Raw genomic sequence first — 22042 nt, 5'->3', positions numbered from 1 at the left:
CATGAGCATTGCTACTGCTTTTAAACTGAATCATAACAATGGTTTAGCGATCAATCGCTATCCTCTCACCGTGACACCTGATATCTCGGTGGAGGAGGCTTTAGCGCGGATGACTCAGACTCACAGCAGTTGTCTACTTGTACTAGCCAATCATCAACCGAATAGTAAGGTTGTAGGTATTTTTACTGAACGAGATACCGTGCAACTCATTGCTTCCGGTGTTGACTGGCGAACCTTATCTCTGGCGTCTGTGATGACGACTTCAGTGATGACGATCACAGAAACTGAAGCCCAAGATATTGTTACCGTGATTAATCGGCTGCGTCAGTATAAAATTCGTCATCTTCCGGTGGTGGGAGAGAGGGGAAATTTAATCGGTGTAATCACACCGCAAACAATTCGCGATGTTCTCCAACCCGTTGATTTACTGAACCACAAAAAAGTCTCCGATGTGATGTCTACTCCTGTGATTCACGCCATGGAGACAACTTCTATTCTGGAACTCGCACAAGTGATGAATGCACAACGAGTCAGTTGTGTGGTGATTGTCAAAGAGGCTGAATTTCCGGTTTCCCAGCAAAATTCAGTCAGGGCGGGTTTTGCAGAAACCTTACCAATAGCACAACCGAATTTCCTAAACCCGCCCCTACACAATCAAAACTTACTCCGCCCAATCGGTATTGTCACCGAACGGGATATTGTCCAGTTTGGCAACTTGGGATTGGATTTGGCAAACACCCCCGTTACCAACGTAATGAGTACCCCGCTATTACTCATTCAACCCACTGACTCGATTTGGAGTGCCCATCAACTCATGCAGCAGCATCGCGTGCGACGGTTGGTTGTGTCAGGTGAAGCCGGAGAATTGGCAGGTTTAATTACGCAGACGCAGATCCTGAACACGATTAATCCCATTGATATTTATCAAACCGTGGATACCTTAGAACATTTGTTAGATCAGCAAACGTCTCAATTACGTCAGTTAAATCAGCAACTACAACAAGAAATTAGTAAGCGTGAATTACTGCAAGCGAAATTTCAATCCTCTGAAGCCAAAATCCGGGCTGTATTTGAGGCAATGACGGATATTGTCCTGGTTATTAATACTCATGATCACCAGATTCAAGAGATTGAAGTTATTCCCACGGCTTCAAATTGTCTGTATGAGGATACAACATTTATAGATCAGACGATCCAGCGATTGTTGGGAGATCCCAGTCAAACCGATTCAGTATGGGTGGAAACGATTCAGCAGGCGATCGCAACTCAACAAACCCTGACTCTAGATTACTGTCTGTGGCTACAGGGGCGAGAGGTTTGGTTTAGCGCCAGTATTTCGCCGATCGCGGAACACTCGGTTGTCTGGGTGGCGCGGGATATTAGCGATCGCCAACGGATGGAAGCTGAACTGCGAGAGAGTGAAGACTGTTTCCGTAAGGCGTTTAATTACGCCGCTAGTGGGATGGCGTTAGTCGCCCTCGATGGTTATTTCCTGAAAGTGAATCGTTACTTGTGTGAAATGGTTGGCTATTCCGAAGCCGAATTATTAGCCAAGACTTGCCCAGAAATCACCCATCCTAGTGATCGAGAAGCGGAACGGGATTATACCCGTCAACTCCTCAACGGTGAAATTCGTTACTACCATTTAGAAAAGCGATATATTCATAAACAGGGACATAGTATCTGGATTCTCTTGAGCGTTTCCCTGGTGCGAGATAGTCGGGGGAACCCGTTGTATAGTCTTGCTCAAATGCAAGATATTACCGAGCGAAAACAGATTGAAGAAGCCCTGCAAGGAAACCAACGGTTGCTGCGGGCGATTACTCAGGCAAATCCCAGTATCTTGTATATTTATGACCGCATCAATAAGCAAATTCTTTACTTTAACCGCAAAATCCAGAACCTGCTTGGCTATACACCGGAAGACGTGATTCAGATGGAGGATGATATTCTGGTGACGCTGATGCACCCCGATGATTTACCGGGAATTCTCCACCATTTTCAGCACTTGGAAACCGCCCAAACTGACCAAGTTTTTGATTTAGAATATCGGATTAAACACAAAAATGGGGAATGGCGGTGGCTTTCTAGTCGGGAGACTGTCTTTACCTGGAACCAGGAAGGGAAGCCGGAGCAAATTTTAGGAACCGCCACTGATATTAGCGATCACAAACAAGCTGAAGCCGCCCTGCGGGAAAGTGAAGAACGATGGCAATTAGCGCTTCAGGGGAATCAGGATGGGATTTGGGATTGGAATATCACCACGGGGGAAGCCTTAATCTCTGATCGCTACCGCGAAATCCTGGAATACGATAACGATCAATTTAAACTTGATTTTCAGGGATGGCAAAACCATCTGCATCCTGATGATATTGGCTTGGTGAATCAGAGTCTGCAAGATTACCTAGCGCAAAAAATACCCCATTACGCGATCGAGTATCGTCTACGCTGTCAGGATGGAACCTACAAATGGCTACACTCTCGCGCCCAAGCCCTCTGGGATGACGCCGGAGATCCGGTGCGAATGGTGGGTTCTACCCGCGATATCACCGAACGTAAACAAGCAGAAGATCAACTCCGTTACCAGAAGGAACTTCTACAAACCATCTTTGACCATATTCCAGTGATGATTTGTTTTTATGATGCCACGGGTCATATTCGATTAGTTAACCGAGAGGTGGAACGGGTTTTAGGGTGGGATAAAGGTGAATTGGATACGATTGATTTGTTAACCGAATGTTATCCCAATCCAACGGATCGCCAGAAAGTTTTAGATTTTATGTTCAAGGCTTCCGGAAAATGGCGAGATTTCAGCCTGCGGACTAAAAACGGTCAAATTCTGGAAACCTCCTGGGCAAATATTCGCCTCAGTGATGGCACCAGTATTGGTATTGGACAGGATATCACGGATCGCAAACGGGCAGAAATTAAACTGAGAAAGAGTGAGGAACGCTGGCAATTAGCGCTCTCAGGTAACAATGATGGGATTTGGGATCATAATCTGATTACCAATGAGCATTTCTTATCGCCCCGTTGTCTAGAAATACTCGGATATGACTATGAGACTATCAATACGTTTGACAAATGGATGAGTTACATTCATCCGGCTCATGTCTATTTAGTTCAGGACACCTTTGAGCGACATCTTAACCGAGAAACGCCTGATTATTCCCTAGAGTATCAGATGCGCTGTCAAGATGGAAGTTATAAATGGGTGTTGGTACGGGGACAGGCACATTGGGACAAATTAGGCAATCCCGTCCGCGCTGTTGGTTCAATTACCGATATCACGGAGCGCAAGCAGGCGGAGGAACGAGAGCGGCAAAAAACACGGGAGTTAGAATTCACTCTCAATGAATTAAAACGCACTCAAACCCAACTGATTCAAGCCGAAAAAATGTCGTCGTTGGGGCAAATGGTGGCGGGAATTGCCCACGAAATTAATAACCCCACCAGTTTTATCTATGGGAATATCGAGCCAGCGACGGAGTATGCTCAAACCCTACTCCACTTAGTCCAGCTTTATCGACAGCACTATCCGGAACCTGTCAGCGCGATCGCGGAAGAACTCGATACTATCGATGTTGATTTTATTGCCTACGATTTCCCAAAACTACTAGCCTCTATGGAAGAGGGCGCGAATCGAATCATTAAGATTGTCCAATCCTTACGCAATTTTTCGCGTTTGGATGAAGCGGAGTGCAAGCAGGTCAATATTCAGGACGGGATTGATAATACCCTATTACTCTTACAGCACCGACTCAAAGAACAATCCCACCGTCCTCAAATTCAGGTGATTAAAGACTATTGTCAACTCCCTAAGATTAAATGTTATCCGGGTCAGCTCAATCAGGTGTTTATGAATATCCTCAGTAATGCCATTGATGCGCTAGAGGAGAAACTTGAAGCTGACCTAGACTTTGAACCCAAAATTTGGATTCGCACGGCTGTGATTCCCGGTGAGGAAGGGTCTAAGGATAGCGAGAATCAGGGTGGTTCAAAGGTGGTAATATATATGGGAAATAATGGTGCAGAAATACCGACCGAGGTTTACCAACGCATATTTGATCCATTCTTTACCACCAAACCTGTAGGTAAGGGAACGGGTTTAGGATTATCCATCAGTTATCAGATTGTCGTGGAACGCCATGGGGGTGAGTTGCGCTGCGATTCGACTCCCGGTCAAGGAACGGAATTCGCGATCGAATTACCAAGTTAGTGACCTAACTGGACTATAGAGTTTATGGGCGGAGATGGCGAGGTAGGTAATCCCCCAGTCTTGAAAATTGATCGGGATTTTACCGACGGCTTGGGATGCATCACAGAGGAAAGGAATTCTGTCGGTTTGGGCAATTTGTCCGATATTTTGGATCGGATAAATCGTGCCAATAGTCTACCTCAATCGCATTCCTCAGCGATGATGTGATTAGATACCCGCTCAAACTGAAAAATTACAATGAATTAAGAAAAGAAAGAACCGTTACCCCTCGAATTCTTGTCCTTGTGTTAATTCCGGAAAATTTAGAGGAATGGATTCAGCAATCTGAAACTGAACTGTGCATGAGACACTGTGCTTACTGGAAATCGCTACGCGGACAACCCCAGACATTAAATACAGAGAGCGTTACAGTGTATTTACCTCGCCAACAATTATTTACAGTCGAGACGCTAAAAAATTTGATGCAACAGATAGAAGCCGGAGGAAATTTATGAAAGCCATTATCTCAGATATCGATATTCTGAGTCATCTAGAACCCCAAAAGATGGAAGCTTATCTGCAAGCAACAGGTTGGCATGAGCGCAACCGTATTCCTGATAAGGTGTCGATTTGGACAAGGGATACTTTCTCGGAAGACAAATTAAAAATTCAGTTACCTGTAGACCAATATTTTGATGATTATCCGCGCCGGATGTATGAAATTATGGAAATTTTAGAGAAGGCAGAACGTCGTTCTCAACTGGAAATTATTAGCGAACTTATTACGACGGCTAACAACCTGGCGATTCAAGGAGTGGTCATAAAGATTCATACGCCAAATGCTGACCAATTAAGCGTAACGATTGTCATTTTAGGGGTGGTGTGTAATAAACTTCGGGAAATTCAGATGGAGTTATTTAACCATGAGTACATTCTTGCTATAAAAGCCTATCAAGAACGGCTTCCTATCGCTTGTACGGGATATTTAGTTAGAGAAGATAGCTGCTTTGTCCTGAAAAATATCCGTAATTTTGCCCTAGATGAGTCGTGGAAAAACTGAAGTTGAGTGGTTTGCGATCGCGTTGTCATAATCTGTTCTTTTCAACTGATGCAGGCGGCAGGTTTCGCTTCAACCAACAACAGTTAAAAATTTGTTGCTTAGGGACAAGATTCGGGTAAAATACTCGGATAACTGGGTAGAGGGTATAATCAGGGTGAATATTAACATATCCACCTCTAATCCTCGTGGTTGTTCTAGTACCTGATAACATTAATGACTGGTTATATCAATCAGAAGAGGAACTCTGTCTCAAACGTTGTGGTTACTGGATATCCCTAGCTGGAGAAGCATCGACAGAGAATCAGGAAACTGTAACTGTATCTATTCCTAGAGTAAATAGATTTACGGTGAATGCCCTAAAAAGTCTTATGCAATGTATCGCCAGAGGAGAAGCTCTATGAATGTTACTGTAAAGGATATCAATATTCTGCAATCAATCCAACCTCAACAAGTAGCAAACTACTTGCAAAATCACGGCTGGCATAAACAGAACCATTTGCCGGATAAAGCCTCAATTTGGATACAAGGAAATAAGGGAGGAGAGTCGGTAACTATTCTGTTACCCCTAAATCAGGACATACCGGGGTTTCCGGTTTCTATGAGTGTTATTTTGGAAACACTGGAAACAATAGAAAATCGTTCTCAACTTGAGATTATTAGCGAACTTATTACTACAGCTAATAACATAAAAATTCCGGGATTTGTTAGGCAAATTCATACTCCTAATGCTGACCAATTAAGCGGGAATATTGTCATTTTAGGTGTAGTATGTGATCAACTTAGAGAAATTCAGATGGAGTTATTTAACCATGATTACATTCTTGCTATAAAAGCCTATCAAGAACGGCTGCCTATTGCCTGTACAGGAGATTTAGTTAGGGAAGATAGCGGCTTTGTCCTGAAAAATATCCGTAATTTTGCCCTAGATGAGTCGTGGAAAAACTAAGGTGGAGTTATTTGCGTCGCTCCTCTCCATTACCCCCTCACCACCTAACAAGGCATCAGGGTTAATTTCCGGTTTCCACTGTCAATTTTTGTAATTCTTTAGTAATGAGACTGTTGCTTATTTGGGGGCGACGCTGGAGGGCTGGGTATCTGATTGCGCCAAAACACAAACGGAAGACTTAAAGATCCCAGAACCATGACTATCCCAGTTGTTATCCAAATTATCAGTCGATTTGGTCGATAATCTCCTCGCTCGATTTGCCAAAAGACTCTATTATAACGCCAAGCGGCTAAGGCGATTGTCACAATTCCAAAAATAACCAGCATTACTCCCAGGTTCTCAGAGTTGAACAGAGGATGTATTTCTGCTTCTGCTTGAGTCACTGCTACTTGAATTTGACGTAAAAAGATGCCAAATCGAGCAATAGCAAAACCAAACCCGATTAAAGCAATCGAAGTTCGCAGCCAAGCCAGAAAGGTGCGCTCGTTGGCTTGATGCTCCCGTTGACGATCGACTTGCGGCTTTTTCTCCATAAAATAATCCCAATTAAATCCTTATAGTTAATCTCCGCCAACATACTGGCGTGGCACAGCTAAAATTGTGGAATAAATTTTACGGTTTGATGGGCGATAGCCAGTGCTACCACCTACCCAGCTTTTGCCATTTCCGGTTGCAGTTGCGCCAAGGCGAATTGTACGCGGGTGCGAACTGCCAAATCTGACTCACTATTCATCAGTTGCTCAAAATGAGCGATAATCTGTTGCCAATAATCCGGTTGTGTTTCGGATACTGCTGTGGCTAATCCTTGCAACCCCACCACGGAAGCATAACGCACTACCCATTCGGGATCATGGGAGGTTACCTGTAGCGTTTTCAGCACTCGCCCTTGGGCTGAGGGAATCTCTTCAGGAGACAATTTTGACCATTGTATATCTCCTAACCCCTTCGCTGCCGCACGACGCACGCTTAGGGCAAAGTCGGTTTCAGCCGCATTCAGTAAGGTATCTAAGGCTCTAGGATCAGCAAGTTGGGCTAAGGCTCGAATCGCCCAAGCCCTTCCCCCATAGTTATATTCATCAAGCAGGTTGAGTAATGGTTCTACCGCCATGTCTCCTAATTTCACCAATCCATCAACGGCGGCGACGGCGGCACCGGGGTTGTTATAACTGAGGACGGCAATTAATGTGGGTATCCCTGCTTCTATCTTGGCGTTGGCTAGGGTTCGCACGGCGGCGAGTAAGCTAGGGGCAGAATCGGCTTGTTCAACGGCTTGAATGATGTTTTGGTCATTTGTCATTTGTCATTCGTCATTCGTCATTGGTTACAAGGCTATAGCAAGTCATCCATTAGCTTCATCACATGGATGGCTGCTTCTGATAGCTGAACGGATTCGCTGGCAGAGTTTTTCACTTCATGCTCTAATAACCCTTTGAGGGAAATGAGCTTTAAACTATTTTCCGCTAGGGTTTGGGCGATCGCATCCGCTGCCTTTAAGTAGCCAATCGCCCCTAAATCGGCTAGTACAGCCCTTCGTAATTGTAACTTTTTCCCCTTCAGGGCTTGCACTAAGCGATCGCCATAGGCGGGATTCTCAGTTAACTGATACATGGCTCGTGCGGCGGCGTACTGTATCCGTTCTTGATTATGCTCTAAAAAGGGTTCAATTAATGCGATCGCCTCTTTTGCCCCTAAGCTGCCTAATGCTTCTATGACGGCATTATACGGTTGTGCTAAGTGGGGTGATCCGGGTACGGGTTTAGCTGCTTCTATCCCACCCTCTAATAATTGCATTAACTGAGGAACACAAACGGGATCACCTAACCTCCCTAACGACTGCGCGGCGGCTTCCCGCACATAAAAATCTAAGCAGTCTAGACAGTTTATCAGTGGCGAAACTGCTTTGCGGTCGCCTAGCTTCCCCAGCGCCCGTGCTGCGTTGCGTTTCAGGGGATATCCGCCCGCCTCGGTGCGATCTGCCTCTTCCTCTAGCGCCACAATCAAGGCGTCGATTACGGCGGCGTCTCGAACCCGAAATTTTCCCAGCCACCATGCGGCATAATAGCAAAGACTTAAATCATCCCTTTGCTTGAGGTTCGCCAGTGCTTGTTCTATTGTTAAAGACTCGCCACCACTCGATTGTTCAGTTACAAATGTCATTTGTCTTATGTCATTTGTCTTATGTCTTTCACTCGTCTGGGCGGGTTTAGTTATATCTGGGTTAAGTAAGAAACGATAGTAGTAAAACCCGCCCCTACAAACTCAAAACTCAAAACTGTTCCTCCTAAGCTGGTAATCGGTAACAGATAATGAGCATAGTATTCCCCCTTACCCCCTACCGTTTACCAGCTTTTGCCTTAATCCGCCAACTAACTATCAGAATTCACGGGATGAATATTGACAATTGTCCCTCCCATGCGGGTAATGCGGCGCATTTCTTCATTCATGCGATTGTAAGGCACTTTAATGAAGACACTGCCGCTTTTGCGAAAAGGGTATTCGTTTTTGTCATTGGTTTCGTTTTGACGCAAACCCGTGACTTCATAGGTAAAGAAACGGTTCCCCGATGGGCTGTTAGGTGTACTGCTTGCTGCTACTTGACCTAGCATAGTAATCAATTCTCCTTTTTTTTATTTTAATTATCAATCATCCAAGTTTCTGATTTAGACCGATAAACAGCTATTTTTATCTGGCTTAATTCTCAACTTGTCTGCTCACTCAACATACCAATGGGACTAGAGTCTCAAGAGTTAGGAGATTAGAAATAATATAGCGATTTCCGCTATTTTCTCTCTAGTCCTAATCTCTCCAGTCCCCAGTCCCATCTGATCTGTTCAGATCGGTTCAATCTGCCTATTTATAGCAGACGTCAACGTCGGCCTTCTTGGACTAAGCTGGTGTAATGCTCGCCACTTTACCCCCTAGACGGTTAATCTGTTGGAGTTTGTTGGATAATTCCTCATAAGGAACTAAGAAGGCTTTGCTGCTGCGACGCACTTTCGGATATCTGGGATTAATAATCCCCGCTACTTCGACCCGATAGACTTTGCCCTGTGTGCCATAGGGAACAGGACCTCCCAATGCCTTATTCGGGGTTTCACCCTTCCCAGACTGGCGATATGCCCAGCCTTCATTCGCACCGGATGGTCCAACCACGGCTGAAGCAAAATTCTGTGCTAAATCAGTCGCCAGACGTGACTCACTTCCTGCCAACTGAGCGCGATCGCTATTGGCATAACCGCGATACAGTTGGAACATACGGGTAAACCCGACGGTTTTCTGACCCCGTTGAGTGGCAAAACCGCGATAATACGGAACGATATAATCACCGAAGTTTTCTTGATACTCTGCACTATCGATGTAAGAGTCAATATCAGCCTCGTACCCTTTGGTTTCGTACAGATCCAGGTGGTAAATTACCTCAGACTCATCGTAAGGTGCGCGACCTAATAGGTGCTTGTAATTGAGTTCAATTACACGAGTTTGAAAATTGCCGTAGAAAAACTTGGTTTTATAAAGTTCTGATTTGGCAACGCAACGCACAAATTCGCGCACGCTGATATACCCGTTCCGCAGCAGTGACTCGGCACTGGTTAGGCGTTCAGACGCCATCACATAGTCATTGCCCAACAGTTGACGGTAGACGGCACGAATGACCGCTTGGATATCATATTCAACCCAATCGGGACGCAATTCTACCGGAGTTGGATTACTATACGCTTCTGTCCCTAATCGGGACGCTGCTGTTGTAATAGCCACTTAAATGTCTCCTAATTAAACGCCAATGTTGAAATCTTTAAGCGGGTATGATGTCTGTCACTTTACCGCCCATCTTATTGATTTGTTGTAACTTTTGGGAAAGCTGTTCGTAAGGGACGTAATATTCCGTCTGACTGCGGCGGATTCGGGTCATGCGTCCGGGTTTGGGGATTTGAATTACCCGCACGATATAAATCTGCTCGCGAGTTCCGCCCCGAGTACCCACGATCGCTTGTCCTTGCGAATCAGCGTAAATCGGAGACGAGGTATTCAGCGCTACTTCCCGCAACAGACGAGAACGATTTCCCGCAGGCTGAGTGCGATCGCTACTGCCTAATCCGCCAAATAGTTGGAATATCCGGCTATAACCCACGGTTTTCTGACTACGTTGGGTTTCAAATCCAATCGGATAGGGAACAATGGACTCGCCAAAGTTCTCTTGATACTCCATTGAGTCAATGTAGGAGTTGATCTCCGCCTCATACCCCTGTTGATTGTACAAGTCAGTATGATAGGCAATCTCTGACTGATCGTAGGGCGCTCGTCCCAAAAAGTGCTTATAATTCAGTTCGATAAATCGCACTTGTGGAGTGGAGTAGAAAAACTTTTCCCGGTACAGTTCTGATTGACCTAGGGTTCTAATAAAATTGCGAACGCTGATTTCTCCGTGACGCAGCAGTGATTCGGCACTGGTTAACCGATCAAACTCCATCAAGTTATCGTTACCGAAGACTTGTAGATAAGCGGCTCGGATCACCAATTGCAAATCATCTTCTGTCCAATTTTGACGCAACTCCACTTTGGGAGACTCAGCAAATGCAGCAATTCCTAAGCGCCTTGCTGCCGTTAAACTTGTCATCTTAACCCTCCCTGAAAATGAATAAAACGATACCCGGAAACGCAAACAATTGCTAACCCTTTTTGCTAACAACTGCTTGCCTTTCCGGGCAAGGCGATCAATCTAGCTCAGGGCGTTGATCGCATAGTCAAGATAGGAATTGGCTTCAACGGCAGGATCGCCAGACAAGCCATGGTTACCTTTGATGTACTTGAGGGCTTCAATGTACCAGCTAGGAGACAGTTCAAAGGTACTGTTGATTTCATCAATCCCAGCAATCAGGTACTCATCCATCGGACCGGTACCGCCTGCGACTAAGCAGTAGGTTACCATCCGCAGGTAGTAACCAATGTCACGAGAACACTTGGCTTTCCCTTCGGAAGTAGAAGCATAGTTCGGTCCCTGCATCTGAGTGGTGTAGGGGAACTTTTGGTACACCGCGTTAGCTGCACCATCAATCAAGCTTTGCGCTTTGTCAGTTAAGGCTCTAGCTGCCTGTAAGCTGGCTTGAGCTTGCTTAAACCGACCAAAGGCAATTTGGATTTCGGTGCTGCTTAAGAAACGTCCTTGTGAATCGGCAGCAGCGACTGCTTCTGTCAATGGCGTCTTCATCGTCGAGATATCTCCTTAATCTTTTGCTTACTTTTTCAAACGTGTTGATGAAGTTTAAACTTCAACAGGCAATCTTTGTTTTACCTTGTTTTAGGCAACCGCGTTGGCAGCCATGTCAAAGTAGCTACCGATTTCGGACATTAAAGCGCTGCAATCACCAGGAGTGATATTGTTACGATCATTTGCAAGTGCGATCGCGGCATCCTTCATTTTTTGCACGCCAGCAGCAACAGACGCTCCGGGTACACCCAGCGCTACATAAGTTTCACGCAAACCGTTTAGGCAGCGATCGTTCAGTACACTGGAATCTCCGGCAAAAATTGCGTAGGTAACATAGCGCAGGATGATTTCCATATCCCGCAAGCAAGCCGCCATCCGACGACTGGTGTAGGCGTTACCACCAGGAGCAATTAACTGAGGCTGTTCCGCAAACAAAGCACGAGCCGCATCAGCAACGATTTTGGACGAACTGCTGGTGATCCGGTTAACCGAATCCATCCGCTTGTTGCTTTCAGCAACCATTGCATTCAAAGCATCTATCTGAGAGCCGGTCAGCATTTCGCCTCGCGTATCAGCTTGGCTTACCACCTTGGTGAATGCATCAAACATGAACTCAAATCCTCCTTTGCTTGGTTGAGTCTAGGGTTTAAATCTAGACAGGTTAGGTCGAGACAGTGAAACCTTAACACCTCATCGGGTCTGTTCTCACGAATACCAATCACGTTCTAAGAAAGAAAACGTAAACGGAGCGTCAAGAAACCTGAGAAGATTTCCGGCTGATTATGAGAACCCCCCAAATAACGGTTTTTTGGTGCTTTGGTTAACATTTACCTGTCATCTTTACCCTTCAGGTTACTTTTATACAATGATGTTGAGTTTTTATTTATTACAAATTGTTAAGTTTTTAATCCTTGGCGGATCAAACTCGCCAATCCTGAGGATGCCCAAACTGCTCAAACTAGCATTACCAGAGGGTTACAGATTTCCGGATTATGCTACAACCCCATTATTCAGTTCTGTCTAGGGGGGGAGATCTTGATCCCCCTCTTCATCGTCTTTATGAAAAATTTGGTAATAATTACTTAAGCAAATATACTTACTAAAGGTTACTGCCTGACTTTTTAGTAGCTACAAAGCAATTTAGTCTTAATGTTCTAAAGCTACGATGACTCTCTGCCCCTTAACACCCTTATCTATTAAGAAACATTACGTTGAGTGAGGTGATGTGCCAGACGGCAAGAGAAGGCTCAAAGCGTTGGCAAATCAGAGATTGCCCGTAAGTTTCCGGCGTCGTAGTCTTAACAAAAGTAAACTTTAAATCGCTGATTACTTTTCAAAATGTAAATTTTTTAATCAAGCGAACAATTCTTAGCCCTTTCTATGAGAAGGTTTGAGCAAAAATATGTACAATGACATGCAACTTAATATTTTTTAATGCTTAAAAATATTCAGCCTATTGTATAAAGAAACCTATGGATTATTTGGGGCAGAACCCAGCTTTCCCTGAAGTCGAGGATTTGCGGATTGTTGTGCAAGCGGTAAAACGGTTGCCAGAGTCACTCTCAAGGTGTCGTATTGGTCAAGTCAATAGTGCAGCCACTTGAGCAATTCATGGACCACGATGATCCGATAAATTTTCTCAGGGCTGGATTTGACCCAATGCCAGACTCCGGCGAATCTCGCCACCTCGATCAATGATTCAAACAACGTTTAGCTAGGAGATATTAATTAAAATGCTTGATGCGTTTTCCAAAGTCGTAGAGCAAGCCGATAAAAGTGGTGCCTATCTGAGTGGCGATCAAATCAACGCACTTTCAGCGATGGTGTCAGAAAGCAATAAGCGTTTAGATACGGTTAACCGTCTCACCAGTAACGCTTCCATGATCGTCGCTAATGCGTACCGAGAATTAGTGGCTGAACGTCCCCAAGTCTTCGCTCCCGGTGGTGCTTGTGACCATCATCGTAACCATGCCGCTTGTATCCGGGATATGGGCTTTATTCTCCGTTATGTCGCCTACTCTATGTTGGCAGGAGATGCCAGTGTGATGAATGACCGTTGTCTCAATGGTCTGCGGGAAACCTACCAAGCGCTAGGAACACCAGGAGATGCCGTAGCATCCGGGATTGGCAAGATGAAAGATGCCGCGATCGCTATTGCCAATGACCCCAATGGCATTACCCAAGGAGATTGCAGCGCTCTAATGTCTGAGTTAGCAGGCTACTTTGATACAGCAGCAGCAGCCGTTGCTTAAGGTCGAGTTTAAACGGCTTTTTGACAATTAAATCTGACAACTTAACCAAGTCAATCATTTAGGAGAACAAAGATACTCATGAAAACCCCAATTACCGAGGCGATTGCTTCTGCTGACGTGCGCGGTTCTTATCCGACTAACACTGAAATGCAAGCCATTTTTGGTCGTTTCAGTCGGGCGAAGGCGGGTCTGGATGCTGCCAAAGCGTTTACTGATAATGGTGAGGCATGGTCTGAAGCCGCGGCTAATCATGTTTATCAGAAATTCCCCTACACCACTCAAATGGAAGGACCCCAATATGCCTCGACTCCAGAAGGCAAGTCCAAGTGTGTGCGGGATATTAACAACTACTTGCGCGTCATCAGCTACTGCTGCGTAGTCGGTGGAACGGGTCCACTGGATGAATATGTGATTGCTGGTGTTAAAGAATTCAACGCGGCTCTCGGTTTGTCGTCCAGTTGGTACGTGGCGGCTCTCGAATTTGTCCGTGACAATCATGGTTTATCGGGAGATGTTGCAGGTGAAGCGAACATTTACCTCAACTATGCCATCAATGCTTTGAGCTAGAAATGATTGAGGCTACCTGGGAAGTCATGCATTCAGTAGAGATGTTTGAGAACAGATCTACACAAGCCACAAGCGGGTTTGAATAGTAGGCTCTCCTTGAGTTCCCTTGTACTAGCCTGTATCGGGTCTGGGGGATAGGCGATAAGCAGTTATTGTCTATCAATCAGACCCGAATCTTGTATAAGTAGGTGGGGATAATAAAAGTTAACGGCTGAGATTGTCATTCGTCATTTGTCATTCGTCATACTCGCTACCCTTGAGAAGCAAGCTACGTCATTTGTCATTTGTTTATGTAAGGGTTTGAGGTCTATTCACATAACTTAATATAGTTGCGTTTATTTCCACCAGCCTACTTAATATAAATAGAAAGTGATTTAGGGTTACGAATTTTTGTATAAATGACTACCGCTTCTCCCCCCCAACCCATAAGTTCGGCAGAAACGGCGATCGCAGCCTTAAACGGAGACGATAATCAGTTGCGCTATTATGCCGCGTGGTGGTTGGGTAAGAATAAAGTACAGGACTCGTGGACGGTGCTATGTGAAGCTCTCCAAGATGAAGCCTATCGTACTCAAGCGGGTGGATATCCCTTGCGACGTCAGGCGGCGCGAGCATTGGGTGAGTTAAAAAATCCCCAAGCTGTACCTGCGTTAATTGCTGCCTTAGATTGTCCGGATCTGAGCCTTCGAGAGGCAACGATTCAGGCTTTAGCGGCAATTGGCGATCGCACAGCTATCTCCCCCTTGCTGAATCTGCTAAACACTGAAGTCGAGCAACCCTATGAGGCTTTGATTGAAGCATTAGGGACGTTAGAAGTTTGGCAAGCTCGTCCCCAGATTGAACCCTTTTTAACCCATCAGTCGGAACGGGTTCAATGTGCGGCAGCTCGGTATTTATATCTATTGACAAAAGAGCCGCAATATATTGAGCGGATCATTCAGAATTTGGATCATCCCAATATGTATTTGCGCTGGGCGGCAATGTTTGACCTAGGCGCGATCGGTCATTTAGCCGCAGCGCAAGCGATCATTGAGGCGAAGGTGCCGAATAGTTTAAAGCTGCTGAATATCAAGCGAATGTTAGAAGCCATCTTAGAAAGTGATCCGGACGCCGAAACCAACCAGCAGGATAAATGCCAGTTTCTGATGGACACGATTGATCAGTTGTTAATTCAGCTATAGCAGGGGAGATGGGGAAGATGGGGAAGATGGGGGAGATGGGGGAACACCTCGACTTCGCTCGGTGTGTCAGATGGGGGAAATTGTGTAGGGGCGGGTTTCACTACTATCTTTTGAAATGGTGCGTTACGCTTCGCTAACGCACCCTACACCCGCCCCGACTGTACATAAGACCAATGACCAATGACCAATGACCAATGACCAATGACCAATGACAAATAACAACGGACAAAAATTAAAACAAGCGGTTACGCCTAACGAAGCCATAGAAGCGATTCATGAGTTAGTCGCTCACCCGCAGCGTGCTAGCGATGATGTAATTACAGCCTTAATTGGGGCATTAAGTCATCATCATCCGGCTGTACCAGCCGCCGCCGTAGACGGGTTAGTGGGATTGGGATCAGCCAGTGTTAATCCTTTAATTGCCGCCTTTGAAGCCTCTGGTGACCAAGCAGTGCAAGCCCACATCATTCAGGCTTTAGCGCGAATTGGTGATCCAAAGGCGCTGAGTTTGTTAGAGGACGTTGTTGGCACATCCGTCGCCAATCACTGTCAAGGAAATGTCCGGCGCGTCGCTGCACGCGGCTTAGGGCGAATTGGCAGTTTAGCCAAGGATGCAGCGATTATTCGTCAAGCCATAGACAAATTGACCTGGGCGTTACTGACACCAGAGGATTGGGCGCTACGTTATGCTGCGATCGCGTCCTTACAAGATATTGCCCAACCAGAAGTTATGCCTCCCTTACAGCAGGCGTTGACTCAAGAGTCGGATCGGGTGGTACAAGCACGACTTAATCGTGCGATCGCCCAGTTACAATTCAGCGTCTAGCGGCTAGCTGCCAACATTAGACTCACTTGTGCTTGTGGCAATGGTTTCGGTTCAATTCTCTGACAGGACTCAATCGTTTGAATGTGAGGTCGCACGGCTTTAAAGCTAGCCAAATTTAATAAAACGATATCTTCGTACACTGAATCATCAGGAGTTTCAACCGCTAAAATCAAATCGTCCAGATTATTTTGTTTGATAACAACATTCAGACATCTCAAAAATAAATCACGTTTCTTGTGGCGAACATTGACCAAGTACCAATTACCGTGAATAGGCGGCGGTTCTTCAGGTGGCTTGATAGGTTTGATTGGTGGTAATTCCAAAACGACTAAAAGTCCTTTCTGTTTGCTAACTTAAGATATCCGGGTTTCCGGGTTTAACCATTCAGGAAGATTATAGCAAACGGGGAGTTGAGGGGAAATCATAAAACCAAACGCAATTGCTGTTCGGTTGTGAACAAAACAACAGAATGGATGCCATTTGAGAATTATTGCAAAGCTATTATTTTTACTCACCCAAAAGGCTCTCTTGCACTTTGGCTTATAAGCAAAGCTTATTGTTGCTGAAAATATTATAGGACAAGTCTTTCAGATCAATAGTTTCAGAAAGCAATCAGCAACATTGGGATTTTTTCACACTAAGGGCAAGAGAGCCTGATTCAGTGTGCGGAAGGTTACATCCGAGCCAAGGCATTTATTTTAGCCAGTTTACTCTGATCTAGACCGCTCAAATCTTCCAGTTTTAGCCACTCTTCTTTAACTAACCTAGCGAAAAGAAACAGGAGAGCGGAATAATCGTAGTCGTACTTGCCATCAATATCGTGCCGCCTTGCACTCAAAAAATCGTGCAGACGCCAAACCTCATTGAGTTCAGTAATTCCACTGGCGTATTCCCGCACCTGTGCGATCAAAGCATTCGTTTCTCGTTGATAGGCTTTCTCAAAAGCATCTTTGGCGATTTGCTGCTCTACTTCAGACCAAACAATTTCGTTTACTTGCATTATCCAGTATGACGAACACTCCCAATCAATAGGAGCAGGGAGTGTTCGCTCGATCATTTACAACTTGCTATAGTTTACCCCTACTCAGGATGGCTTTAGCGAGCCAAGTTAACTAACTCCTTCGGCGAGGCTAATAAATCAATTGCCACAAAGTAGATTTTGTTCTCAGGGTTGAGCAAGAATCGCCACGCCATATTCATTCCTACTCCGGCACCGAACCAAGGCGTTTGAACTTTACCTGTGACTTTGATCTGAATATACCCCTCTTCTGTCGGTTCAGAAACCCCTCGTTCCGGCAACAGCTTCAGATTTTGGCATTCTTCCCGGAAGAAGCGGTAAACGGCATCTTTACCAATGATCGGTCTTTGGAATGGAGGTTGCAGCGCTCCATCATCAGTGAACAGTTTGATTAGGGCGTCGAAGTCATTGGCATTCATGTAATTCATGTAGCTTAACACCGCCTGGTTGTCAACCCCCTCGATCGCCACCGATGTCCGTTGAGACATGTCCTTAGGCGGAACAATCGGCTCAGTCACCTTGTTGTTGCTATCCAGCTTACTCGGATCAAACCCCATATCCACAACCGCATTCCGCAGCACCGTAATTTGCTGTCCCGGGTCAAGGTTGCGAATGGCTTGTAGCACGGCGGTGGCATTGGCGGATAAGCGATAGCCTTCGGGAATAGGCGCGACTGTTCCCTGTTCCATCCATTGTCCGAGCTGATACCAAAAGCCAAGCTTGATATTAGCCGACCAACTGGCATAAGTGCGGCTAATCGGCGCGTCGGCGCGGTTTGCCAAGTCACACATGATCTGGGTTTGCTCTTGGAAGGACTTTTGCTTAATTTGATTCAAGGTTGGTTCTGCAAGCACCATACTGGCGGCTCCTGGTGCAGCAATAGTGATGGTTTTGCCCATTTCCAGGTAAGCAAACCAGATCAATGCCAATTGATCTTCAGCACTAAGTTGACTGAAACGGGCAATCGTAGCTGGCACAGCATCAGCGGTTAGGGTTTCTGGAAAGATACTACGAGCTGAATCAATGGTAAAAGGCATTCAGGATCTCCTGTTTAGGTAATTATCAGAATACTACGTCAGCGCTTGCCCTGAGCCGTTTTGGACTCTCTGGAGGCAGGCAGAAAATTTATTCACTACAAACAATATTAACAAATTGTTGGTAAATGTAAAGATATATTTCGAGTTTTTTGTATCTTTTTTGGCAGTTTTTTTTCAGCAACTAATGCTTATCATTTTGATCAGGCTTATCTATCGTTGTTGGGGAATCTGTCAAAATGTCTCCATCGGGGTACAGTCCTGAAAGCCTGATTAGTCGTGGTTTCAGCTTGCTTGTCACCTCGTTAACAGTTAGAATCTATGACATGTTTGAGCAGCGAGACAATTTGAGTCTGTATGGGGTAAGAAAATCCCAGAGTAGAAATGAACCCTTGGTACGTGGCTATGAGTACCTAGAATCTGTACGTCAGCTAGCATTAGAGCCACGTATGGTGGATATCAGCGATAATCATCGGGTACGCGATCGCATCTGTACGTGGATTGGCTACAACATTGATACCGTCAACGCTGAACTCAATTCTTGTCTCAATGCCTGTCATGATTGTTTTCATCCAGAATTACGTCGTCCGATCCAGATCGGGGCAGCGCCATTAGCCCAAGAATATGGGATTGATGGCTTTTGTAACATTCTCCTCAATCCAGTTACCATCCTCGTTGATGTGGGACGAACAGCACCGCCAGATTGGTTAGGTATCGTTGTGCATGAATATGCCCATGCTCATGTAGGATCGCCCGGTCATGATCGGCGGTTTTTTGAAGTTTTGTCTCATCTTTGCTTAGGACTTGGATTAAGACCTCCAGTCTGGCAACCTGATTTAGAAAACTATTTGCGAAATTGGCCCCACTGTCGTTCCCTGGCAAATCCCTTGGCGTTCTGGATGGGTTACTTTTAGGAGGGAACAGGGGAGATGAGGGAGTTGGGGGAGCTGGGGAAGCTGGGGGAGCTGGGGGAGCTGGGGGAGCTGGGGAAGCTGGGGAAGCCGGGGGAGCCGGGGAAGCTGGGGGAGCAAATAACCAATGACAAATGACAAATGACGAATGACAAATGACGAATTTTGTAAGAAGGTTACATAATCTGTTATATAGTTGAAAGTTAAGGTTTGTAAGATTTTCTAAGATTACGGAGATTTAAACGTGGCGCTACCTTTATTAGGCTACACTCCGGTAAGTCAAAATCAGCGTGTCGCTGGTTATGAAGTACCGGGGGATGAGCAACCGAGGATTTATACAACTGAGAACATCCTGTTCGGCACAGACTTGGATGAATTGATCGAAGCGGCATACCGTCAGATCTTCTTCTATGCCTTTGCTTGGGATCGGGAACGGTTCTTGGAATCCCAACTCCGCAATGGTCAACTAACCGTGCGGGATTTCATTCGTGGATTGCTGCTGTCGAAAACCTTCTACAACAGCTTCTACGAGAAAAACAGCAACTATCGCTTTGTTGAACAATGCGTGCAACGGGTACTGGGGCGCGATGTTTACAACGAACGCGAAAAAATTGCTTGGTCTATCGTCGTGGCGACGAAGGGAATTAAGGGCTTCGTTGATCAACTACTCAACAGCGAAGAGTACCTGACCAACTTTGGCTATGACACCGTTCCCTATCAACGGCGTCGTGTATTGCCTGGTCGTCGTCAAGGTGAAAGACCCTTTAACATTAAATCACCGCGCTACGACGGCTACTACCGTGCTAAATTGGGCTTCCCCCAAATTATTTGGCAGAACGAAGTACGCCGTTTTGTCCCGCAAGACAAGCAGGCTAAAGCCGGTGATCCTACGAACTTCCTGGATATGGCACGGGGAGTTAATGCCAAACCCAATCCGCTGCCCCGCCTGTCTGCCCAGAATATCGATTACATGTCCCGTGTACCTAAGCGTTAGGTATTAGCGGATGAAGCACGCCGCCGCAGTACGGTTAGGAGTGTGCTAAAGGCTGGGGGGAGTGGGGCAATAACCTCAATCCAGTCCCCAGATTTATTGTCCGTCCTCTGGTCTCCTTGGTTAGGAGAGAGGGGACGGGCAATTGCATTGGGATGCTGTAATCGTAGTCGCCATGCATGAAGGGCTTGTCCAGGGAGATTGACGCCGATATCTCGACCTTTACTATACACGGGGTCTCCGATAATCGGATGTCCGATATGGGCGGTGTGGACGCGAATTTGATGGGTTCGTCCGGTTTCCAGTTGGAAGTGGATTAGGGTATAGTTACCAAGGCGTTCTTTAATCTGCCAATGGGTAATTGCAGAGCGTCCGCCTTTTTCTAGGGGAACGACTGCCATTTTTTTGCGATCGCTCGGATGGCGTCCGATGGGCAGGTTAATTGTGCCTGTCTCGGTGGAAGGAGAACCATAGACGACACCAAGATAGTCCCGACGGGCGGTTTTGGCTTTGAGTTGGGCTTGTAGGTGGTGGTGGGCGTGGTCTGTTTTGGCGATCGCGATCGCACCGGTGGTATCTTTGTCTAAACGGTGGACAATTCCGGGACGTTGAACACCCCCAATTCCAGCTAGGTTGGGGCAATGGGCAAGCAGGGCATTGACAAGTGTGCCGTTTTCGTGTCCAGGGGCGGGATGCACGACTAAGTTAGCGGGTTTGTTGACAATCAGAATTTGGTCATCTTCATAGAGGATATCCAGGGGAATCGCTTCTGGTTTTAGGTCTAAGGGTTTGGCATCGGGTATAGTTAGGTGGATAGAGTCTCCGGGTTGAATGGTGGCTTTTTTAGAGGTGCAGAGATTATGGTTAAGCTGTACATTGCCCTCTTCAATCAGTTTTTGGATACGCGATCGCGACAAATCCGGTAATTGTTGAGCAAGATAGCGATCGAGTCTATCACTGTTCTCTTGGTTGTATAAATTAATTTCTTTCACGCTTGTTTGACTTAATTTCGTGCTATAGACCAAAATTAACCTTAACCCGTAGGGTGGGTTAGGCGATACTTAATAGAGAAACAAACTCTGTAATCTTATGTCCGCCGTAACCCACCAGGTTATCCTTTCTCACTAACGATGAAGCTTCCTTTCTAGAAGAGCCAAAAAACATAAGAAATTAGGGGCTAAAGCCCCTACTACGAACTATTAGGTTTTTGAGCATCTTGAACAATTTCATGCTTACACCCTACACCCTGACTCTAGAATCTGACGGATTTGTGCCGTTTGCTGGCTATAGTTGGCATCATTAACAACGGGTACAGCACCGTCTAGAGAAATAGGTTCAGCTACATTAATCCAAGAACGACAGCCGCCGTATTCAGAACAATAGGGTAGACGTTGAACCGAGGGGAGCTTGTAGATTCGTAGTAGGAGGACATACAACGGTTGAAGTGGCTTCCATTTAAAACGCCCACTGGCAAATTGTTCATTCCAGATGTGGTAGGGTAGCAGGGCATCTACTGCGGCTTGAGTGCTGACTTGAAAAATATCGGTAATGGTTGCCCAACTGCCAATCCGTACCGTTTGCGGATGCCAACCTGAGGCGACAGGTGTTACCTGAGAGGCATAATCGGGTTTGAGTAAATGAGGCTGTTGATGTTCGTAGGTAGGATAAAGTAAAACCCGATTGTAAGTGACGTGGAAGCGATTGTTTTCTTCCCGAATGCCGCCTTTACGCAGTAGCATAATCGTCTTACCCTGTTCTAAGGCATCAACGGCAACCGCCCATTCTTTGAGTGTGTTTGTGGTTGTTAATGGCATTGGCAACGATTAAAACTAATTTTTAAAATAGATTGTCT

At 45.8% G+C, this 22042-nt stretch carries 25 protein-coding genes and 1 pseudogene; 12 read left to right on the top strand and 14 right to left on the bottom strand.

The features are described 5' to 3' along the window. The first annotated feature begins 1 nt into the window (after position 1). Positions 2 to 4219 (top strand): PAS domain S-box protein, encoded by a 4218-nt coding sequence (locus RIG66_RS10905; RefSeq protein WP_446377895.1) that lies wholly within the window; start codon positions 2 to 4, stop codon positions 4217 to 4219. Positions 4220 to 4228: 9 nt separating this feature from the next. On the opposite strand, the pseudogene RIG66_RS10900 reads toward RIG66_RS10905, so the two are convergent. Next, positions 4229 to 4390: pseudogene (locus RIG66_RS10900) on the bottom strand (aminotransferase class V-fold PLP-dependent enzyme); the annotation flags it as partial. Positions 4391 to 4422: 32 nt separating this feature from the next. Between RIG66_RS10900 and RIG66_RS10895 the strand changes: the two are divergent. From RIG66_RS10895 to RIG66_RS10880, 4 genes are all read left to right on the top strand, one after another. After that, positions 4423 to 4713: a DUF4365 domain-containing protein gene (locus RIG66_RS10895; protein WP_446377893.1), complete on the top strand. Its 291-nt coding sequence runs from the start codon at positions 4423 to 4425 to the stop codon at positions 4711 to 4713. Continuing rightward, complete coding sequence (locus tag RIG66_RS10890; protein ID WP_446377891.1) at positions 4710 to 5258, top strand: hypothetical protein; 549 nt, start codon at positions 4710 to 4712, stop codon at positions 5256 to 5258. The genes RIG66_RS10895 and RIG66_RS10890 overlap by 4 nt, the downstream gene beginning before the upstream one ends. Before the next feature lie 185 nt (positions 5259 to 5443). Then, complete coding sequence (locus RIG66_RS10885; RefSeq protein WP_446377889.1) at positions 5444 to 5659, top strand: DUF4365 domain-containing protein; 216 nt, start codon at positions 5444 to 5446, stop codon at positions 5657 to 5659. Next, positions 5656 to 6204, top strand: a complete 549-nt coding sequence (locus RIG66_RS10880) for a hypothetical protein (protein ID WP_446377887.1) — start codon at positions 5656 to 5658, stop codon at positions 6202 to 6204. Before RIG66_RS10885 ends, RIG66_RS10880 begins: the two co-directional genes overlap by 4 nt. A gap of 98 nt (positions 6205 to 6302) precedes the next feature. Here RIG66_RS10880 and RIG66_RS10875 read toward each other — a convergent pair whose 3' ends face one another. From RIG66_RS10875 to RIG66_RS10840, 8 genes are all read right to left on the bottom strand, one after another. Continuing rightward, positions 6303 to 6737: a YidH family protein gene (locus tag RIG66_RS10875; RefSeq protein WP_446377885.1), complete on the bottom strand. Its 435-nt coding sequence runs from the start codon at positions 6735 to 6737 to the stop codon at positions 6303 to 6305. Positions 6738 to 6850: 113 nt separating this feature from the next. Next, positions 6851 to 7501 carry a HEAT repeat domain-containing protein gene (locus tag RIG66_RS10870; protein WP_446377883.1) on the bottom strand — a complete coding sequence of 217 codons (651 nt, stop codon included), beginning with the start codon at positions 7499 to 7501 and terminating at the stop codon, positions 6851 to 6853. Positions 7502 to 7533: 32 nt separating this feature from the next. Next, complete coding sequence (locus RIG66_RS10865; RefSeq protein ID WP_446377881.1) at positions 7534 to 8361, bottom strand: HEAT repeat domain-containing protein; 828 nt, start codon at positions 8359 to 8361, stop codon at positions 7534 to 7536. A 209-nt stretch (positions 8362 to 8570) separates the two neighbouring features. After that, the gene (locus RIG66_RS10860; RefSeq protein WP_446377879.1) at positions 8571 to 8810 is read right to left on the bottom strand and encodes a phycobilisome linker polypeptide; all 240 of its coding nucleotides are present in this window, start codon (positions 8808 to 8810) and stop codon (positions 8571 to 8573) included. A gap of 280 nt (positions 8811 to 9090) precedes the next feature. Next, on the bottom strand, positions 9091 to 9960 hold the full coding sequence (locus tag RIG66_RS10855; RefSeq protein ID WP_446377877.1) for a phycobilisome rod-core linker polypeptide: 870 nt from the start codon (positions 9958 to 9960) through the stop codon (positions 9091 to 9093). Positions 9961 to 9997: 37 nt separating this feature from the next. Further along, the gene (locus RIG66_RS10850) at positions 9998 to 10819 is read right to left on the bottom strand and encodes a phycobilisome rod-core linker polypeptide (protein ID WP_446377875.1); all 822 of its coding nucleotides are present in this window, start codon (positions 10817 to 10819) and stop codon (positions 9998 to 10000) included. Positions 10820 to 10921: 102 nt separating this feature from the next. Then, entirely contained in the window at positions 10922 to 11410 is a 489-nt protein-coding gene (gene cpcA, locus RIG66_RS10845; RefSeq protein ID WP_446377873.1) for a phycocyanin subunit alpha, read from the bottom strand. 90 nt (positions 11411 to 11500) lie between these two features. Further along, positions 11501 to 12019, bottom strand: a complete 519-nt coding sequence (locus RIG66_RS10840; RefSeq protein WP_446340616.1) for a phycocyanin subunit beta — start codon at positions 12017 to 12019, stop codon at positions 11501 to 11503. An 863-nt stretch (positions 12020 to 12882) separates the two neighbouring features. On the opposite strand from RIG66_RS10840, the gene RIG66_RS10835 reads away from it, so the two are divergent. From RIG66_RS10835 to RIG66_RS10815, 5 genes are all read left to right on the top strand, one after another. Next, complete coding sequence (locus RIG66_RS10835; RefSeq protein WP_269546324.1) at positions 12883 to 13014, top strand: hypothetical protein; 132 nt, start codon at positions 12883 to 12885, stop codon at positions 13012 to 13014. Between the two features lie 129 nt (positions 13015 to 13143). Continuing rightward, positions 13144 to 13662, top strand: coding sequence for a phycocyanin subunit beta (locus RIG66_RS10830; RefSeq protein ID WP_446377871.1), 519 nt, complete (start codon positions 13144 to 13146; stop codon positions 13660 to 13662). Positions 13663 to 13740: 78 nt separating this feature from the next. Further along, positions 13741 to 14229, top strand: a complete 489-nt coding sequence (locus RIG66_RS10825; protein ID WP_446377869.1) for a phycocyanin subunit alpha — start codon at positions 13741 to 13743, stop codon at positions 14227 to 14229. Positions 14230 to 14627: 398 nt separating this feature from the next. Further along, positions 14628 to 15410, top strand: a complete 783-nt coding sequence (locus RIG66_RS10820; RefSeq protein ID WP_446377867.1) for a HEAT repeat domain-containing protein — start codon at positions 14628 to 14630, stop codon at positions 15408 to 15410. Between the two features lie 208 nt (positions 15411 to 15618). Beyond that, a complete protein-coding gene (locus RIG66_RS10815; protein WP_446377865.1) occupies positions 15619 to 16236 on the top strand; it encodes a HEAT repeat domain-containing protein in 618 nt (205 codons plus the stop codon). Here the strand turns inward: RIG66_RS10815 and RIG66_RS10810 are convergent. The 3 genes from RIG66_RS10810 to RIG66_RS10800 all read right to left on the bottom strand — a co-directional run bounded on the left by RIG66_RS10810 (position 16233) and on the right by RIG66_RS10800 (position 18291). Further along, a complete protein-coding gene (locus RIG66_RS10810) occupies positions 16233 to 16559 on the bottom strand; it encodes a chromosome segregation ATPase (protein ID WP_446369125.1) in 327 nt (108 codons plus the stop codon). The genes RIG66_RS10815 and RIG66_RS10810 overlap by 4 nt on opposite strands. 350 nt (positions 16560 to 16909) lie before the next feature. Then, positions 16910 to 17236, bottom strand: a complete 327-nt coding sequence (locus tag RIG66_RS10805; RefSeq protein WP_446377863.1) for a hypothetical protein — start codon at positions 17234 to 17236, stop codon at positions 16910 to 16912. 95 nt (positions 17237 to 17331) lie between these two features. Next, positions 17332 to 18291, bottom strand: coding sequence for an orange carotenoid-binding protein (locus RIG66_RS10800; protein WP_446377861.1), 960 nt, complete (start codon positions 18289 to 18291; stop codon positions 17332 to 17334). Positions 18292 to 18527: 236 nt separating this feature from the next. Between RIG66_RS10800 and RIG66_RS10795 the strand changes: the two genes are divergently transcribed. Both RIG66_RS10795 and RIG66_RS10790 read left to right on the top strand, forming a co-directional pair. Next, complete coding sequence (locus RIG66_RS10795) at positions 18528 to 19202, top strand: hypothetical protein (protein WP_446377859.1); 675 nt, start codon at positions 18528 to 18530, stop codon at positions 19200 to 19202. Positions 19203 to 19443: 241 nt separating this feature from the next. After that, entirely contained in the window at positions 19444 to 20193 is a 750-nt protein-coding gene (locus RIG66_RS10790) for a phycobilisome rod-core linker polypeptide (protein ID WP_446377857.1), read from the top strand. Here the strand turns inward: RIG66_RS10790 and RIG66_RS10785 are convergent. After that, positions 20190 to 21182 carry an RluA family pseudouridine synthase gene (locus RIG66_RS10785; RefSeq protein WP_446377855.1) on the bottom strand — a complete coding sequence of 331 codons (993 nt, stop codon included), beginning with the start codon at positions 21180 to 21182 and terminating at the stop codon, positions 20190 to 20192. The genes RIG66_RS10790 and RIG66_RS10785 overlap by 4 nt on opposite strands. A gap of 240 nt (positions 21183 to 21422) precedes the next feature. Continuing rightward, a complete protein-coding gene (locus RIG66_RS10780; RefSeq protein ID WP_446377853.1) occupies positions 21423 to 22004 on the bottom strand; it encodes a DUF1802 family protein in 582 nt (193 codons plus the stop codon). Positions 22005 to 22042: the final 38 nt, after the last annotated feature.

Origin of the sequence: Coleofasciculus sp. E2-BRE-01, assembly GCF_040221695.1 — a bacterium.
In the GTDB taxonomy this organism is placed as follows: domain Bacteria; phylum Cyanobacteriota; class Cyanobacteriia; order Cyanobacteriales; family Coleofasciculaceae; genus Coleofasciculus.
The sequence above is the reverse complement of the archived record's forward strand: the minus strand, read 5'-3'. Positions and strand labels throughout refer to the sequence as shown.

What these genes read in the sequence shown, in the direction of transcription:
- RIG66_RS10905 (WP_446377895.1), top strand. Translation starts at nt 2, where the DNA reads ATGAGCATTGCTACTGCTTTTAAACTGAATCATAACAATGGTTTAGCG.
- RIG66_RS10890 (WP_446377891.1), top strand. Translation starts at nt 4,710, where the DNA reads ATGAAAGCCATTATCTCAGATATCGATATTCTGAGTCATCTAGAACCC.
- RIG66_RS10880 (WP_446377887.1), top strand. Translation starts at nt 5,656, where the DNA reads ATGAATGTTACTGTAAAGGATATCAATATTCTGCAATCAATCCAACCT.
- RIG66_RS10875 (WP_446377885.1), bottom strand. Translation starts at nt 6,737, where the DNA reads ATGGAGAAAAAGCCGCAAGTCGATCGTCAACGGGAGCATCAAGCCAAC.
- RIG66_RS10870 (WP_446377883.1), bottom strand. Translation starts at nt 7,501, where the DNA reads ATGACAAATGACCAAAACATCATTCAAGCCGTTGAACAAGCCGATTCT.
- RIG66_RS10865 (WP_446377881.1), bottom strand. Translation starts at nt 8,361, where the DNA reads ATGACATTTGTAACTGAACAATCGAGTGGTGGCGAGTCTTTAACAATA.
- RIG66_RS10860 (WP_446377879.1), bottom strand. Translation starts at nt 8,810, where the DNA reads ATGCTAGGTCAAGTAGCAGCAAGCAGTACACCTAACAGCCCATCGGGG.
- RIG66_RS10850 (WP_446377875.1), bottom strand. Translation starts at nt 10,819, where the DNA reads ATGACAAGTTTAACGGCAGCAAGGCGCTTAGGAATTGCTGCATTTGCT.
- cpcA (WP_446377873.1), bottom strand. Translation starts at nt 11,410, where the DNA reads ATGAAGACGCCATTGACAGAAGCAGTCGCTGCTGCCGATTCACAAGGA.
- RIG66_RS10840 (WP_446340616.1), bottom strand. Translation starts at nt 12,019, where the DNA reads ATGTTTGATGCATTCACCAAGGTGGTAAGCCAAGCTGATACGCGAGGC.
- RIG66_RS10835 (WP_269546324.1), top strand. Translation starts at nt 12,883, where the DNA reads ATGGATTATTTGGGGCAGAACCCAGCTTTCCCTGAAGTCGAGGATTTG.
- RIG66_RS10830 (WP_446377871.1), top strand. Translation starts at nt 13,144, where the DNA reads ATGCTTGATGCGTTTTCCAAAGTCGTAGAGCAAGCCGATAAAAGTGGT.
- RIG66_RS10825 (WP_446377869.1), top strand. Translation starts at nt 13,741, where the DNA reads ATGAAAACCCCAATTACCGAGGCGATTGCTTCTGCTGACGTGCGCGGT.
- RIG66_RS10820 (WP_446377867.1), top strand. Translation starts at nt 14,628, where the DNA reads ATGACTACCGCTTCTCCCCCCCAACCCATAAGTTCGGCAGAAACGGCG.
- RIG66_RS10815 (WP_446377865.1), top strand. Translation starts at nt 15,619, where the DNA reads ATGACAAATAACAACGGACAAAAATTAAAACAAGCGGTTACGCCTAAC.
- RIG66_RS10805 (WP_446377863.1), bottom strand. Translation starts at nt 17,236, where the DNA reads ATGCAAGTAAACGAAATTGTTTGGTCTGAAGTAGAGCAGCAAATCGCC.
- RIG66_RS10800 (WP_446377861.1), bottom strand. Translation starts at nt 18,291, where the DNA reads ATGCCTTTTACCATTGATTCAGCTCGTAGTATCTTTCCAGAAACCCTA.
- RIG66_RS10795 (WP_446377859.1), top strand. Translation starts at nt 18,528, where the DNA reads ATGTCTCCATCGGGGTACAGTCCTGAAAGCCTGATTAGTCGTGGTTTC.
- RIG66_RS10780 (WP_446377853.1), bottom strand. Translation starts at nt 22,004, where the DNA reads ATGCCATTAACAACCACAAACACACTCAAAGAATGGGCGGTTGCCGTT.